The sequence below is a fragment of the Nostoc sp. NZL genome (assembly GCF_015714705.1).
In the GTDB taxonomy this organism is placed as follows: domain Bacteria; phylum Cyanobacteriota; class Cyanobacteriia; order Cyanobacteriales; family Nostocaceae; genus Nostoc; species Nostoc foliaceum_A.
Window position 1 is genome coordinate 76,267 of record NZ_WBKL01000036.1, and the last position, 15,890, is coordinate 92,156.

The following is a 15,890-nucleotide window of genomic DNA, read 5'->3' on the forward strand; positions in this document are numbered from 1 at the left end:
TTCAAGAGAAGTTTATACTGGGGTTGCAGTACCGTAGAAGAGGGGCACAGGAGCAAGGGAAGAAAACTAATGACTAATGACTAATGACTAATGACTAAATTAATTGTGATTTGTGGGGCGACGGCAACAGGTAAGTCGGGTTTGGCTTTGGCTTTGGCGATGCAGTTGAGTTCTGTAATTCTCAGTGCTGATTCTCGTCAAGTTTATCGTGAGTTTGATATTGGGACGGCGAAACCAAGTGTGGCTGAACAGAAATTGGTGCCGCACTATTTAATAGATATCTGCGATCCAATAGACATGATGACAGTAGCAGACTACCAGGAACAAACACAAGCCTTAATTGCTTCTGTTGATGTTACACCACTGTTGCTAGTTGGTGGGACTGGTTTATATATCCGTTCCATTGTCCAAGGGATGAAAATCCCTAGAGTTGCACCACAAACAGAATTGCGATCGCAGCTTGAATCTCTTGGTCAAACTCAACTCTACGTAATGTTACAACAAGTTGATCCAGTTGCTGCACAAAAAATTCATGCTAATGATCCAGTGCGAACTTTAAGAGCTTTAGAGGTATATTATGTTACCGGATGCCCCATTTCAGAACAACAAGGGGAGAATCCACCGAATTATCCGATTTTGCAAATTGGTTTAGATTGCGATGTTGAAAAGTTGGATGCTCGGATTAAACAGCGTACTGAGAAAATGATAGCAGATAATTTCGTCGCTGAAGTGGAGTATCTTTGTCAAAAATATGGCGCTGATTTGTCTTTGTTGAATACTTTGGGCTATCAAGAAATTAAGCAATATTTGGCTGGGGATATTTCCTTAAATGAAGCAAAAGAATTAATAGTTTTGCATACACGACAATTTGCCAAGCGACAACGCACTTGGTTTCGCGCCTATCCAAAAATTGAGTGGTTTGATGCGAATGATCCTGATTTATTAGAGAAGGTTTGGCATCGTATAAATAAGTTTATAAGTTGCACGAGTTAGTGAGATTTTTTTACTCATGCAAAGACGTAAAAAACTTTGCGTCTTTACAGCAAGTGTTTTATTAAGTGTCGGGTTCTACGCCCATAGCCCGTAGCCTATCTGCTAGTAATTGGGTGCGTTGTTCTGCTTGTTCGGCGCGTTGTCGTTCTTGTTCGGCGCGTTGTTGTTCTTGTTCGGCGCGTTCATCCCCAGTCAGTAGAACATTACTATCTTGGTAGCACCAGCGTAACCAATGATTCTGTCTGCCTTCAAATTTACCTTCCCACAGAGTTATGCCTAAACCAACTTGTTCAAGCCAAGTTTCTGAAGTTTCAAAGTAACGCCTTCCCCTAAGTTCATAAACGCGTAGTACTTTTTCTCCTAATTGCTGATTCGGGTCGTATATGATGTAGTAACTAGCCCGCATATGTTCATAAATTTGCAGCTTTTTGCCCAGTTGATCACCTTCTTTATTAGAGACAATTTCGAGTACAACTTCTGGAGATTTGCCAAAACGCCAAACCATATAACAACGATTTTGTTTTTCCCACCATTTTTCAGGTACTTGGACATCTAAGCTGAGAAAGACATCAGGTACAATAGGGGGCTGAAGGTCTGTGTAGTAAATGCCTACATTAGCTTCAGCTAAAAAAGTCTGATGTTGTAGAGAACTGTAAAGAGAACTCACTAAAAGGCGTTGTTGTTTAGCAGATGCAAAATTATCCACAGGTATATCATCTTCAGTGACTAGCTGGTTGGCATCTGGCACATAGTAATCATCATCATTGATTAGAAGTTGCTGAACCATGATTTTATCCAGTCTTTAAGAGCATTATTTCTAGGTTAGTTTATTTTTTGAAGCAGAGGAGTATATATGATTAATATGGGACATTTTTGTTTAATATTTATATGAATTTAGCTTAGATAATGTGCTTGCATCCGATATATCTTACTTTCACATATTATCTGATCTGGTATTTGATATATGCTTTTACTTAAAATAGTTAAAAATATAAGTGCTTTATTTACATCGTTTTTCGGGTTATGATATTGATTAAAGGTTTTTAATACTTGAAGCTGATAGATTAAATATCGATCGCTTCCCATTCGGTTATGCCAATAATTGGTTAAGATTAGTGTGCTCGCTCTCTCAGACGATCAAATCTGTGTTTTTACTCCCACATGCTTTGAACTAGATATGCATTAAAGAATTAACAAAGGCATCGTTTAAACTATTGCCTCAGTGGCTGCCTGGACTTAAGAAATTGAAAGCCCGCGTAGACAGTTAAAGTCTCTTCTGGGGGCGAATTCTATTTGCTAGGGCTTTTTACAAAAATCTAAACTTACTGATGGGGATGTAGAAACCTCATCTTCAACAAAGTAAGATGAGGTAGTTCATTCATATATTTTGTAGCAGATACTTGTGGAAAAGCAAATGCTAGATGTAAATTTTGTTATGAAAGTTGGCGATCGCGTCCGCGTTAAAGATTCGGTAGTAGTGTATCATCATCCTGAACATCGGAATCAGCCTTTTGACATCAAAGGTGAAGAAGGAGATGTAGTAAATATTGCCACCCAATGGCGAGACAGACCCGTAAGTGCTAATCTGCCGATTGTAGTCCAGTTTAGTAAAAAGTTTAAAGCCCATTTACGTGAAAATGAATTAGAAGTCATTTAGATGACTCATCGGCGGCGAAACCACTGGAAAATATTCAGTTCGCCGCGCATTCTTTTAAGCTCTTGGCGGTGCTGTTCTGCTGTTGTATAATACCATTCACAATAACGCTGAAACTCTGACCGGGAACGAACTTCGTGATAGAACTGGTGGGTTGTTTGGTAAGTAGCAAAAGCTTCTTCAACTTGGGGTTGAGGGGATGGGATAATATAGGGTAAGTTTTTAGACATAATTTTATGAGTGCTTAAGTGCTAAGTTATTTAAAAATTAAAACTCCGCGACTATTGAAATTATAGCTATTGGCGATACGCGACTATAAAATCTTGTGAGTAATGCTGTTGAGCCTGTTTACGTGATGCGATAGCAGATTATTTTTTAGGGTATCACGGGAGGGTTTGACGGATTTTACCGAAGTTAAATGTATGTGGGACAGATTCGCTCAGTCTTGGCGTAAAGATTTGTCGTTGATGACAAAGATGTTTGTAATTATCTCCATTCATTTGTCTTCAAGGAATCCTGTGAATATAGTATTCTTTGGATAATTATCTTCAGTTGAATTGTGGCTGCCAGACGCTTGAGTTTTACGGGTTTGCTCAAATATTCATTTTTAATCGGAAGTTATACGAACAACAAGGCTCTTGATTAGCGCTTAGTATTGTTCAGCATATAGCGAAATTATATGGTGGTGAGTTTATGATCAATAGCATTCGTGATCAAGGAACTATATAATTATCACTCTTTCAGAGCCAACCTCGTAAGCGATAGACAAAAGAACCAATGTACTCTTTTAAAGCGCTGGTAAATTGGTGTAAGTTATCGGTATCAGGTAATAAATTCAATATAGCGCCTTTGGGAGTGCTGCCGAGTTCTTGGAGTTCACCCTCACTAACGATAAAGTCAGTGGGTGCAGGAATAGCATTAATTCCTTGACGTTGAAAAATTCTAAGCGATCGCGGCATGTGCATCGCCGAAGTAACTAATAACACCTGATTGATGCCACGTGATTCCAAAATTTTTCGGACATTCACTGCATTTTGATAAGTATTAAGAGATTCAGGTTCCTGAACAATCGCTTCAGATGGAATACCAATAGATGTGAGTACTGTTGCCATATCTGCCGACTCTGATGAACCGCTTCCACGCCAATCAATGCGACCCCCACTGAGGATAATTATAGGCGCTCTTTTTTGGCGATACAGTTGTGCGGCATAAATTACGCGATCGCCTGATTCACTCAAATCGACGGTAGGTCTGGGGGGAAACGCTGATTTGGTTGCGCCACCTAAAACCACAATTGCTTCTGCAACTGGTATTTGGGCAGGTGGCAGATTTTGCCATTCTAGCGATCGCACGAGTGATTTAGCAATCCAAGCATTACTGCAAAATAGCAATAAAGTTAGGGCAAAAGCAATTGCGATCGCCGCAGTGCGCGGTCGTTTCCACAACATGATTAATGCTACTACCAAGCTCACGCAGGCTAATCCTAGTGGATAAAAAAATAGTGGCAGTAATTTGGATAGATATAAAAACATATTGGGGAATAGAGAATGGGAAATAGGGAGATGAGGGAGATGAGGAAGAAGAACTATTGATTATTGCCCGATATCCAATGCCCAATGCCCCATTCCCAAATTATTACTTTTCCCAAAACCTGAGATTGATACTACTTCCAGGAGTGCGACGATAACGGCGGGCACTTCTTCTTGTTTGCCGTTTGTTGATCCTATCGTTCGTTGGTTCAACTTCGCCCTCCTCTGATTCTTCAACTTGCAGCTGAGTTCTAGTTTCTTCCTTACTTCCCCACCAAGCAGTAATCCAGCCTCCAGCTAAAGCACCTATTCCACCTAGTAAGATACTCATGGGTGCTGGATACCCCAAATACACAAAGCCAAGCATGAAAAATAACCAGTATTTCAATCCTGTATCCACGCCATCAGAAGAGGCTACAGTTGGAGGCTGGGGGCTATTATTGGTTACATTTGTGATCCAGCTTAAGATGAAACCGCCCATGATACCTAAAAAGATGCTCAGGGCTGGTGCAGAGCCGGTCATTATTAATATAAATGTTAAAAATGCCCCAAATAACAACTGAGAAAAGAAGCTGGGAGAAATACTGAAAAAATCGTTCTTTTTGTCTGCCATAGAATAAAAAAAAGGCTATTAACTAATTCGTTCGCGCAGCGTCTCGTAGAGAAGCGTTAGCAACGTAGGAGCATCTGACTCGCTAACGTAATTCCTAATTTTCGATTCAATTACGAATTACGAATTACGAATTATTTTAATTGTGCCTGTTGTGATTGAGTTGTATCCAAAATCTTTACGTAGGATTGTTCTTCTTCAGTAAAAGGTTCAGCTTGTTTGATTTGTAAGTCTAATAAATCGGCGGTGGCATCAGCAATATCACCAGTGCGATTGTTAAGACGTTCTTTTAAAACTTCTAACGGTGCTGTGCATTGAATAATCTGAAGCGGAAGTTGATACTTCGTAGCTTGAGCGATCGCTTCTTGCCGCAACTGCTGTCGATCATACTTGGCATCCAAAATCACCGAAAAACCTTGTTTAGCCAGGATAATTCCCAATTCCAATAGCCTTGTGTAAGTTTTCTCGGTCATCTCAGGGGTATATAAATCATCGCCACCCTTTTCCCATAAGGGAATTCCCCCTAAATGTTTCCGCACTGCATCAGAACGAAGGTGAATCGCTCCCAGTTGACGGGCTAAATTCCTTGCTGTGGTACTTTTACCAGAGCCTGACAACCCCGACATCAAAATTAGTTGTCCCAGCTTTGGTTTAGTGTAGTCCCAAGCCTGTTTGTAATAGTCAGCGGCGGTTTTTGTCGCTTCTTCCTTTACCGTCGCGGGTACACTCGGATCATCTAGCAAAAACGAAGTTACCTTTGCCCGGACATAAGCCTGACGGCTTAAATACAAGGGCAGCACCTGTAAGCCTTCCCAGTCTCCAGTTTGCTCTATGTAGGCATTCAAAAAAGCATTACCCAAGTCTTTGCGCTGCCGCGCTTCCAAATCCATCACCGTAAACGCCACATCGTACATCACATCGACAAAGCGAAACGGCTCATTAAACTCAATGCAATCAAACAGCAGGATTTTGTCGTGCCACAACGCAATATTTCTCAGGTGTAAATCCCCATGACATTCACGAATATAATCGTTTTGAATTCTGTTAGCAAATAATTCTGGATGTTCTGCAAAAAAATTATCTGTATATTGCTTTGTTTCTAGAAACTGCGCCTGAGTCTGTGGGCCACCAATATACTTCTCAGTTTGCTGATAATTTTCATCAATTGCAGCCCGAACCTTTGGCACTTCACCAAAACTGCGAATATAATCATTCGTCTGTGCTTCGGCATGGTATTGAGCCACGACCCGTCCCAACTCTTCTAGGTGTGTCTCATTTAAGTTACCCTGTTCAAAAAGTGTACTTAATAAAGACTCTTGAGGAAACTGGCACATCTTCAGCACGTATTCTACAGCTTCGCCCGTTCCCCCTAACTGATATTTTTCCCCTACCAGAGTTATAGGCAAAACTTCTAAATACAGTTCACCAGCACCCCGTTGATTTAACCGTAACTCTTCTTGACAAAAATGCTGCCGCTTTTCTAAGGTGGAAAAGTCCAAAAAACCAAAATTCACAGGTTTTTTCAGCTTATAAGCGTAATCCCCAGCCAGCAGCACATAAGAAACGTGGGTTTGAATTAGTTGAATGGGTTCTGTTACCGGATGGGGATAAAATCCCGGCTGTAACATTTGCTGAATTAAGACTGGAAGAGTCGCTTCTGTCATCTCTGTCCTCTGCGCTCTCTGCGCCTCTGCGGTTCAAATACAAAAAAACCAGGAGTTCCCCCCTGGTATCATCAAAAATTATTACACAGTTTACCTAGCTTAAGAAGCTGCTTCAGTTTCAGTTGCTGTCCCAGCGTCATCAGCACTGATTTGTGGTGGCAAAACGCTCACAACAAGTCGTTCTGATTCAGCTAGAGGTGTTACACCTTCAGGAAAGGGTATATCACTAATACTCAAGCTGTCTCCAATTTGCAGGTTAGAGACATCGATTTCAATTACATCTGGGATGTTTTCTGGCGCACAACTCACTTGCAATTCGGAGATTACGGTGTCTAAAACACCACCATCTTGTTTAACACCAATAGCATTTCCCACAAAACGCAGCCGTACTCCTACAGTTGTGTCGCCGTGGCCTGCAACCGCGAAAAAGCTGAGGTGGTAGGGTGTACCTTTTGCTGGATGGATTTGAAGTTCCCGCAGTAGGGCTTTGCCGCGCCAAGGTACATCAGCAACGTTTAACTCAATCAATGTATTGTTGACTGAAACTCTTTTGAGCAAGCGCTCAACAGTTTTGGCATCAATGGTCAAAGAAATTGACTCTGTACCTTTGTGACCGTATAAATTGGCAGGTATCAGTCCAGAACGGCGCAAAGCTCTTGGCTTGCTGCCTTCTGGGCGTTTTTGAGATTCGACTGTAATAGCCATAGAAATTGTGAGTTGTTAATTAGAGTTAGGAGTTAGGAGTTAGAAGTTAGGAGTTAGGAGTTTTGAATTAATTACTTACTCCTCACTCTTAACTCTTAACTTTTAACTAAGCACTGAGCAGGGTAGCAGGTGTGCCGTCGGCCTGCAATAAAGCGCGTTTGGGCCCGTGGATGGGGTCTTCTACGATTATGGTTTGATCGCGGCTTGCTCCTAGTGAGACGATCGCGATCGGGACTTCCATCAATTCAGCGAGGAATTTTAGATAGTCCAGTGCTTGCTGTGGCAAGTCTTCCAGGGTGCGGCAGTGGGTTGTTGACACTTTCCATCCTGGTAAGGTTTTGTAGATGGGGCGACATCTAGCAAATTGACGAGAACTTGTGGGGAAGTGTTCGCTGCGTTGGCCATCTATGTCATAGGCGACACAAACTTGGATTTCCTCTAATTCATCAAGGACATCCAGTTTGGTGAGCGCCATACAATCCATGCCGTTTATCCGCACGGCATAGCGACCAATGACAGCATCAAACCAGCCACAGCGGCGTTTGCGCCCGGTGGTTGTGCCAAATTCGGCACCGCGATCGCACAACAATTCTCCCAACTCTCCATCCAATTCGGTGGGAAATGGCCCCTCTCCCACTCGCGTTGTGTAGGCTTTCGACACTCCAATTACCCGGTCAATCATTGTCGGCCCTACCCCTGTACCAACGCAAGCCCCCCCGGCCACAGGATTAGAGGAGGTGACATAGGGATAAGTTCCATGATCTAGGTCAAGAAGCGTACCTTGTGCACCTTCAAACAAAATATTCCGCCGTCGCTGAATCGCATCGTATATTTTTAACGATGTATCAATAACGTAAGGGCGCAAGCGTTCTGCATAACCCAAATACTGTTCAATTACCTCTTGTGGATCTAGAGGTGGCAAGTTGTAAAGCTTTTCTAAAATGACGTTTTTATAATTAATCGTCCATTCCAACTGCTCACGTAGCCCATCCGGGTTCATCAAGTCTAAAACCCGAATGCCTGTACGTTCAGATTTGTCAGCATAAGTCGGCCCAATGCCCCGACCTGTTGTGCCGATCTTATGGCTTCCCCGCCGTTCTTCGGATGCCTGATCAATCAACCGATGATAAGGCATCGTTACGTGGGCTGTCTCAGATATCAGCAGGTGGTCAGTGGAAATATTTAATTCTTTTAATTGGTCGAGTTCTGCGATCAAAATCTGTGGATCGATGACTGTTCCACAGCCGATAATGCAATCGGTATTTGGATACAAAATACCAGAGGGAATCAAGTGCAGCTTAAAGGTCTGACCTTTAACTACAATCGTGTGTCCAGCATTGACACCCCCTTGGTAACGAACCACAACATCTGCGGAACGGCTGAGTAAGTCAGTTATTTTACCTTTTCCTTCATCGCCCCATTGGGCACCTATGACAATGACGTTAGCCAAGAGCTTATATTAAGAAGTAAAGTTTCCACAAACTATAATTATTAACACATTGCTTGAATCATGTCAAGTTTATTGCAGAATAACTTAGTTTTCAATTCAGGCGGTTAGAAACTGCCGCGGTAACTTTAAGTTGACATCAATGCCCTGGTTTTGTTTTGGATTTATGGATAGTGGGAGGTTAATTACAATTCCATAATTATAGATACGTTGCAATGCAATCTATCTACAAACATTATGGATAGGCAACTTAATCTGATCCAAACTGCATTGGCTATACTACTGCTCAAAATGAATTTATATTAAAAATTAGCGGATTTATTTGTGACTATTATGTATAAATCATCATCCCAAAAAATCCAGATATTTAAAACTTGAAGAGATTGTATTTTGTTACCCGTGCTGTCACAATCATTAAAATATTCTCAGTATTTGCTTTTAATCTTTAATTTTAACTGATGGAGGGCATCTGCGGCAGAAAGGGCGATCGCATGATCAAAAAATGGTATCGAGTCCAAAAGCTGAAAGCAATATTCATCTTAGCGTTAGCAGTTATATTTACTAACGCTGTAGTCTCCTATAGCAACACTGTTAAGCTGATTTACAACCAGCAAGGGGTGATATACTCCTATGAAGTGGTTACTCAACTTCAAAGTATCCAATCTACACTCAAAGATACCGAAACGGCACAACGTAATTACCTAATTACAGCAGATGCAGATGATCTAAAAACTTATCTTGCAGCTTATCAACAAACTAATAGCAATATTCAGATTCTCAGCAAGCTAACTACCCAGAACCATCAAAAGCAGCAGTGGATTTCTTTGTTGGAGCCAAAAATTAGCAACAGGCTCAACATCCTGCAACAAGAAATTTACCTCAGGCAAAACCAGGGATTTGAAGCAGTTCGGCAGCGAATCTTATCTGACAAAGACAAGCAAATCGGCAAAGAAATCCAACAGCTTATTCACGACTCTTTAGAAGTGGAGCAAAATTTATTACAGCAGGGAATGCAGCAGTCACAAGCAAATTCCCAAAAGGCAATAGTTACATTTTTTATCGCTGCTGTTGTGGATTTAGTCCTGGTGGGGCTGCTGTATGACTTGTTGTGGCGTTATATCAAGCAACTTCAGCAGACGGAACTGGCCCTACGCCAAAGCGAAAATCGTTTACGAGCCATGATAGATGCAGAACCAGAATGCATCAAGTTAATTGCCAGGGATGGCACCATTTTAGAAATTAATGCCTATGGGCTTGCAATGCTGGAAGTGGAAAGTGCTGATGTTTTGATTGGTAAACCAGCTGATGCTGTAATTTTACCAGAGTATAGAGCAGCCTTTGCCGACTTGCATAAAAATATCTGCCAAGGTAACAAAGGGACTTTGGAGTTTGAAATCGTTGGATTTAAAGGTACCCGCCGCTACATGGAAACTCATGCCGTACCACTGCGTAACGAATTTGATGGTACGTTCATCCATTTGGCACTGACGCGAGATATAACCCAGCAAAAACAGGCAGAACAGAAAATCCGTGAACAAGCAGCGCTGCTGGATGTATCAACTGACGCGATTCTGGTGCGAAATATCCACAACCAAATCTTGTTTTGGAATAAAGGTGCTGAACGACTATACGGCTGGAAGGCTGAGGAAGCTGTGGGCAAAAATGTTTTGCAACTTTTGTATAAAGACATTTCACCACAGTTAGAAGATGCTTACTTGAAGGTAATGAAAGCGGGTGAGTGGCGCGGTGAGTTGCGTCAACTAACAAGGGAAGGCAAAGTAATTATCCTTGAAAGTCGGTGGACACTGATCCGACATGATAATGGACAACCCAAATCCATTTTGAGTGTGAACACCGAGATTACGCAGCAGAAACAATTGGAAGCTCAACTTCTGCGATCGCAACGTTTGGAGAGTATCGGCACCCTAGCTGGCGGTATCGCCCATGATCTCAACAATATACTATCCCCAATTTTAATGTCAGTTCAACTGTTGCAGAAGAAATTGCCCGATTCGCAGAGTCAGCAAATACTGCAAACCCTAGAAAATAATGTCAAACGCGGCGCTAATTTGCTCAAGCAAGTGTTGTCCTTTGCACGGGGTATTGAAGGTAAACAGACAATTGTCCAAATTCAGCCTTTGATGGCAGAAATTGAGCAAATTATCGTTCAAACATTCCCTAATTCCATTATCTGCCAGATAGATATCCCTAAAAATCTCTGGTACGTTCGTGGAGATATAACTCAACTACATCAAGTGCTGATAAATTTAGTCATCAACGCCCGCGATGCCATGCCAAATGGTGGTATTTTAAGGATTGCGGCGGAAAATCTGGTGATTGGTGAACATTCTGCCCAGATAAATATTGATGCGAAAGTGGGTTCTTATATTGCGATCGTGGTGACGGATACTGGGATGGGGATGTCGTCGGAAGTCCAGCAACGGATTTTTGAACCATTTTTCACTACCAAAGAGGTAGGAAAAGGTACGGGTTTAGGACTTTCCACGGTGTTGGGTATTATTAAAAGTCACGGTGGTTTTGTCAATGTTTACAGTCAAGTAAATAGAGGTACTCAGTTTTCAGTGTACTTGCCTGCCTCAACATTCAGAGACACACATTTGCTGTCTCCAGAATTAGAATCAGTTACAGGAGATGGCTAATTTATATTGCTGGTGAAAATATCACAGACTACAAAAATCCTATCAACCAAAACTTCCTGCCCACATTGAAAAATGGTTAATAGAAATAAAGAATATCAGTTAATATGATACGCCGTTATCACTATTTTCTGATCTGGACTATATATGGGATCTACTCTTGGGTATTGGTTATGAATCCACCATACCTTTATTCTATTAGACTGTGCAGGTGCGCTACCTGAGATTGAATACCCTGCCTGAGTCATTAAGGTTTCAAAAGTATTTGAGTCCAGAACCATACAATTAAAAAGCCGTTAGTCCCTGTATTTGATGCCTGTTTAGGGTCATAGCTACCCTGGTAAGTCGTAAAAATTCTATATCCTGGTAATACTAAAGCAATTCCAGTGTTACTGTGAATTTTACCGAGATATTTATAGGGAATAAGAGTTTGCGAAGTATTTTGCGTAAGTCCTGTTTGAGCTAACCGTAAGTGGGTTTAAATGTGAGGAAAATCAAACTACTGGCTTTGATATTAATTAGTTTGGCAATGGTGTTGTGGTTGAATTTGCGTTCCTCAACACCGTCAATATCAACTATTGCGTCTTCACCACCAAAAACTATCCGCTACTTCGAGCGCACTTTGCCTCAAAGCATCGCTCACATTCTGTTGATTCCAGCTAATAGCAAATTTTTGGTAACTCCTGCATTATCACAAAAGGTAAGCACCGTAGAGGAATTTGCCCACAAGCATCGAGCCGTAGCTATCTTGAACGCAGGCTTTTTTGACCCAGCCAATCAAAAATCCACATCTTACGTTGTCCTACAAGGGAAGTTAGTAGCTGACCCCAAGGAAAACGAGCGGCTGGTAAACAATCCAAACTTAAAACCTTACCTGAGTCAAATATTCAATCGTGCAGAATTCCGCCGCTACTTATGTGGGCAAACTATCAGCTATTCGATTGCACTACACAGTCAGTCACCACCAGTAGGTTGTCACTTAGTCGATGCTATAGGTGCAGGCCCACGCCTATTACCAGAACTCACGTCAGTAAAAGAGGGCTTTGTGGATAATTCCAATAAACGAGATGTACTTGGCAGCAACCAACCCAACGCCAGAACTGCTGTGGGTATCACTCGTGATGGCAGCGTTATTTTAGTTATGGTGGCTCAAAAACCGTCGGCTCCCGCGAACTCTGGGATATCCTTACCAGCATTAGCAGATTTTATGAAAACTCTTGGTGCTGATAAAGCGATGAATCTCGATGGGGGGAGTTCATCTTCGCTTTATTACAATGGCAAAACCTTTTACGGGAGGGTTGATTTGGAGGGTAATCCTATCAAGCGTCCCGTGAAATCAGTTTTGCTGGTTCAGGAAAGCTAGTATTGAATGCTATCTGAGGTAGCAAGCCTTTACTTTCCTCTTACCGCCGACTGCGAAAACCTTGTCTTCCATTAACTTGGTCAAAGAGAACATCGTATTTATCAAAAAATGCGATGCCAGTATTTACAAATATAGGAAGTTCTGCTTGTGGAGAGATACTCAAATTCCAGCGATTAAATCCGTCGCGGTTTCCTGGTGTCAGGCTGTAATCAAAAATGCTATTAATTGCTACTTTCAGAGCATTTGCTGAACGTAACACTCCTGGCTTGAGCTTACCTGCTGTAGAAGCTGACTTAAATTCAGTCAAACCATTAATAGTTCCAGTATCAGTGATCATTTTGCCATTACAAAGATTTTTAGCAGAACTCCCAGCAATAGTTAAACAAACTTTGCTCAGTTGAGAGTCCCATCTATTACCGGGTACACCATTAATTTCGCTTTGTTTACTCCAAGCAGCCATTTTGAAACCTGCTTGATTATTGGCAGTCAAACCGAGAATTAGGCTGCCATTATTGTTACTACCACCATTTCCAATCACTATAAATCCGTTACTCAGATTTCCTGGTAATTTTCTCAACGGATTATAGGGAAGTGACTTTTCAAAATAGTTGACACCGATAATACCAGAAAATGGCGCACCACTCTTTGCTGAACAATTAGGCTTTTGGGCAATACATTGGCGGCTAGTAACAACTTGTACCGGAACTGGTTCTGCGGCGGGAAGCAAACCAAACCGGACATTAGCATAAACTAATTCTCCCTCCAGGATAGTACCATCGCTTAATACTTCCTTGATATTTTGTCCTGTTCTGCGGATAGGAGCATTACCTAAAAACTCTTTGGGAACTCGCAGCCCTGCTGACCCTGTATCTAATAAGATACGCCTTGGTTTACCATTTGCGATCGCCATTTCCAAAAAATAGCCGCGAACACGTTGACCGAGGGAAGGTTTCGTGTATAAAGGTAGGGATATGGTATCAAAAGTTGGTTTGCGGGGTGTATTTTGAGAGATATCGCGCAACGCTGGGTTTGGAAAAAGAGCCGCAAATGCTGACTGTCGTTGCGCTGCTGGTTCAGGCGCGATATCCCAAAGGCTTTCGTAGTAGAAAAAGCCGCTACCTAAACCGCGTTGTTGCGCTGCTTGCACCTGGGATTGGATTTGTGGCATGGAAACTGGGCGATTTCGTAACCCCGCCATAATACCGATACCAGTTGGGATGATTTTTTGGGTTTCTAAAATTTCTGGGCGGGTAATTTGAGCGATAAAACTTTCTAAATCATTACGGTATACTTGCATGACTAACTCATCGACAATACCTAACCGTACCCAGTTAAGCCAGTCTTGCAGTTGCAGCTTGTAGGCAAAATCATAGTAATTAGGAGAAACTGAGAAGATAGCATTCGGTTTTCTAGCTTTCACAGTTTGGTGGAGGTCTACCATGAATGCAGTGATTTTATCTGCCCGCCATTTTATCCATGCTTGGGCTTGGGGATTCGGTGGGGGAGGATTGCCCGTTTCTTGAGTATATAGACTAATTGTGTATTTATCGTAACCAAAATCCACAGGTAAACTCATGTGGTCGTCAAATTGAACGCCATCAGCATCGTATTGAGTAATGACTTCCATCACGAGTTCGGTGATAAACTTTTGCACTTCCGGGTGAAACGGATTCAACCACGCTACCTCACCCGCAGCACTAATTGAAGTTTGAGTCCCATCCGGCTTTTGTGTCAGCCAATCTGGATGCTGGGATGCGAGTTCCGAACTTAGGGGAACCATGAAACCAAATTCAAACCAAGGAATTGCTAGTAGCCCTTCTCTGCGGGCTTGGCTGATAATGTCTGCAATCACATCTTGTCCATCTGTTCCTTTGAAGAAGAAGGGAATACCCTTTTTTTGCATGATGGCGCTGGGATAATGTGTATAGCCATCGTTCCAGACTACTGGATAAACGGTGTTAAAGTTTAGCTGCCGCAGTTGGCTCATGGCTGCTTGCACCTTTGAGCGATTTCTGAAAACGTTAAAATCGTTACCACTCAGCCATACCCCCCGAATTTCTTGACGAGATTGAGGAGGTAGTTGGGCAAAGCTAGGGGCAAAGCTGTTGATTAGCAATACCGTAATGAATGATATCAGACATAATAATGGCAGCAGACGCTTCCTTAAAAGCCACCAACCTTGATGAATGAAAGGCGATGTCTGCCGACTAGACGCAACTCTACCAGACGCTTTGCGTAGCTTGCTGCGATATAGGAATAAGCTACGCACGGTGTTAACTAGTAAGTTGGTTAGAGTAGCATTGATTTCTATGCTTTTTTCCCAGAACTGAGTTGTCATTACTTCTGCTTACTAAATGAGGTTAATTGGTTATATTCATTCCATATAAACGTTAAATTGCTACACCAGGAAAACTGATACAGTAATTTAGCTGCAAGATAGTTGACGCAGTTATAGGGTTAGTGGTGCCAAATAGAAATGTTTCAAATACAACCTCTAATAAATTCTCGCTGCTCTCATGCCTACGCCTGGTAGATTTTTTGCATAGCACCATTCCTCCTATTGGAATTAAGTCAGAATAATAATAGGCAATCATAGAGGGTGCTGTTATGTTTCGTCTAACTCAAATTGTTCGGAACTTGTTCCTTCGCCTTCAAGGCTTGTTTGGTGTTTTATTCAAAAGTGTTTCCAATGCTGTAAGAAATTCATTTGGTTTTTTTGCCAACCTGTTCGGATTTACAAGGTCTGATTATTTCTTAGAATCTGATGAGGCGCAAGGTAGAAAGCAAGCTTCTGCAAAAGAGCCAATTAAAACGAATCAGGATAACACTTCTAAAATTTCCGCCACTAACCGCCGTCGTCCTAATGCCAAAATTGACGACTACTACCTCAATATGGCTCGCGATGTGAAAAAGAACTAATAAAAGCCATCAATTGGAGGGTGATTTTATTGACATCCTCCCGGCGCTAATCAGGAGTACCTGATATAGCGGGGGATTCCAAAGATCGCTCTTTGGACTTCCTCTTTCCGCGACCCGACTTACTTGGAGGAGTTTCCTCACCCACGCAGAGGTCGATGTCTCCAGAGGCGATTAACGTTCCTGTGTGCCCCACAGTACGGAGTCCAATTTCAAGAATATTCAGCGCTGCATTATGGTCACGGTCTAAGGCTGTTCCGCAATGGGGGCAGCAATGAGTCCTGGTACTCAAAGTTTTTTTGACAACCTCACCACAGTTAGAGCAATTCTGACTGGTGTAGTAGGGTGGAAC

The 15,890-nt window shown here is 42.1% G+C and carries 14 protein-coding genes; 5 read left to right on the plus strand and 9 right to left on the minus strand.

The window, feature by feature from the left end:
- The first annotated feature begins 90 nt into the window (after positions 1-90).
- Positions 91-993 carry a tRNA (adenosine(37)-N6)-dimethylallyltransferase MiaA gene (miaA, locus tag F8R90_RS05175; protein WP_196509855.1) on the plus strand — a complete coding sequence of 301 codons (903 nt, stop codon included), beginning with the start codon at positions 91-93 and terminating at the stop codon, positions 991-993.
- Positions 994-1,054: 61 nt separating this feature from the next.
- Here miaA and F8R90_RS05180 read toward each other — a convergent pair whose 3' ends face one another.
- Entirely contained in the window at positions 1,055-1,780 is a 726-nt protein-coding gene (locus F8R90_RS05180; protein ID WP_196509856.1) for a Uma2 family endonuclease, read from the minus strand.
- Between the two features lie 627 nt (positions 1,781-2,407).
- On the opposite strand from F8R90_RS05180, the gene F8R90_RS05185 reads away from it, so the two are divergent.
- Positions 2,408-2,650 (plus strand): ferredoxin-thioredoxin reductase variable chain, encoded by a 243-nt coding sequence (locus tag F8R90_RS05185; RefSeq protein ID WP_313889930.1) that lies wholly within the window; start codon positions 2,408-2,410, stop codon positions 2,648-2,650.
- 5 nt (positions 2,651-2,655) lie between these two features.
- Here F8R90_RS05185 and F8R90_RS05190 read toward each other — a convergent pair whose 3' ends face one another.
- From F8R90_RS05190 to F8R90_RS05215, 6 genes are all read right to left on the minus strand, one after another.
- Positions 2,656-2,877, minus strand: a complete 222-nt coding sequence (locus tag F8R90_RS05190) for a hypothetical protein (protein WP_196509857.1) — start codon at positions 2,875-2,877, stop codon at positions 2,656-2,658.
- 510 nt (positions 2,878-3,387) lie between these two features.
- The gene (locus F8R90_RS05195) at positions 3,388-4,179 is read right to left on the minus strand and encodes a YdcF family protein (RefSeq protein ID WP_196509858.1); all 792 of its coding nucleotides are present in this window, start codon (positions 4,177-4,179) and stop codon (positions 3,388-3,390) included.
- Between the two features lie 103 nt (positions 4,180-4,282).
- Positions 4,283-4,789, minus strand: a complete 507-nt coding sequence (locus F8R90_RS05200) for a hypothetical protein (protein WP_196509859.1) — start codon at positions 4,787-4,789, stop codon at positions 4,283-4,285.
- Between the two features lie 131 nt (positions 4,790-4,920).
- Positions 4,921-6,450 (minus strand): bifunctional aminoglycoside phosphotransferase/ATP-binding protein, encoded by a 1,530-nt coding sequence (locus F8R90_RS05205; RefSeq protein WP_196509860.1) that lies wholly within the window; start codon positions 6,448-6,450, stop codon positions 4,921-4,923.
- Between the two features lie 99 nt (positions 6,451-6,549).
- Complete coding sequence (locus F8R90_RS05210; protein WP_196509861.1) at positions 6,550-7,155, minus strand: 50S ribosomal protein L25/general stress protein Ctc; 606 nt, start codon at positions 7,153-7,155, stop codon at positions 6,550-6,552.
- 106 nt (positions 7,156-7,261) lie between these two features.
- Entirely contained in the window at positions 7,262-8,605 is a 1,344-nt protein-coding gene (locus F8R90_RS05215) for an adenylosuccinate synthase (protein ID WP_196509862.1), read from the minus strand.
- Between the two features lie 455 nt (positions 8,606-9,060).
- On the opposite strand from F8R90_RS05215, the gene F8R90_RS05220 reads away from it, so the two are divergent.
- Entirely contained in the window at positions 9,061-11,262 is a 2,202-nt protein-coding gene (locus F8R90_RS05220; protein ID WP_230966118.1) for a PAS domain S-box protein, read from the plus strand.
- A 481-nt stretch (positions 11,263-11,743) separates the two neighbouring features.
- Positions 11,744-12,622, plus strand: a complete 879-nt coding sequence (locus F8R90_RS05225; protein ID WP_331000606.1) for a phosphodiester glycosidase family protein — start codon at positions 11,744-11,746, stop codon at positions 12,620-12,622.
- A gap of 40 nt (positions 12,623-12,662) precedes the next feature.
- Here the strand turns inward: F8R90_RS05225 and F8R90_RS05230 are convergent, their stop codons facing one another.
- Positions 12,663-14,960, minus strand: a complete 2,298-nt coding sequence (locus F8R90_RS05230; protein WP_230966119.1) for a glycoside hydrolase family 10 protein — start codon at positions 14,958-14,960, stop codon at positions 12,663-12,665.
- 269 nt (positions 14,961-15,229) lie between these two features.
- Here F8R90_RS05230 and F8R90_RS05235 point away from each other — a divergent pair, with 269 nt between their 5' ends.
- Positions 15,230-15,541 (plus strand): threonine dehydratase, encoded by a 312-nt coding sequence (locus F8R90_RS05235; protein ID WP_196509863.1) that lies wholly within the window; start codon positions 15,230-15,232, stop codon positions 15,539-15,541.
- A gap of 46 nt (positions 15,542-15,587) precedes the next feature.
- On the opposite strand, the gene F8R90_RS05240 is transcribed toward F8R90_RS05235, so the two are convergent.
- Positions 15,588-15,890 (minus strand): zinc ribbon domain-containing protein (locus F8R90_RS05240; RefSeq protein ID WP_196509864.1); only part of this gene is annotated, 303 nt, incomplete at its 5' end.

Bases quoted from the DNA above. Each gene is read 5' to 3' on its own strand.
- F8R90_RS05180 (WP_196509856.1), bottom strand. From the start codon at position 1,780: ATGGTTCAGCAACTTCTAATCAATGATGATGATTACTATGTGCCAGAT.
- F8R90_RS05230 (WP_230966119.1), bottom strand. From the start codon at position 14,960: ATGACAACTCAGTTCTGGGAAAAAAGCATAGAAATCAATGCTACTCTA.
- F8R90_RS05195 (WP_196509858.1), bottom strand. From the start codon at position 4,179: ATGTTTTTATATCTATCCAAATTACTGCCACTATTTTTTTATCCACTA.
- F8R90_RS05185 (WP_313889930.1), top strand. From the start codon at position 2,408: ATGCTAGATGTAAATTTTGTTATGAAAGTTGGCGATCGCGTCCGCGTT.
- F8R90_RS05190 (WP_196509857.1), bottom strand. From the start codon at position 2,877: ATGTCTAAAAACTTACCCTATATTATCCCATCCCCTCAACCCCAAGTT.
- F8R90_RS05205 (WP_196509860.1), bottom strand. From the start codon at position 6,450: ATGACAGAAGCGACTCTTCCAGTCTTAATTCAGCAAATGTTACAGCCG.
- F8R90_RS05220 (WP_230966118.1), top strand. From the start codon at position 9,061: ATGGAGGGCATCTGCGGCAGAAAGGGCGATCGCATGATCAAAAAATGG.
- F8R90_RS05235 (WP_196509863.1), top strand. From the start codon at position 15,230: ATGTTTCGTCTAACTCAAATTGTTCGGAACTTGTTCCTTCGCCTTCAA.
- miaA (WP_196509855.1), top strand. From the start codon at position 91: ATGACTAAATTAATTGTGATTTGTGGGGCGACGGCAACAGGTAAGTCG.
- F8R90_RS05210 (WP_196509861.1), bottom strand. From the start codon at position 7,155: ATGGCTATTACAGTCGAATCTCAAAAACGCCCAGAAGGCAGCAAGCCA.
- F8R90_RS05200 (WP_196509859.1), bottom strand. From the start codon at position 4,789: ATGGCAGACAAAAAGAACGATTTTTTCAGTATTTCTCCCAGCTTCTTT.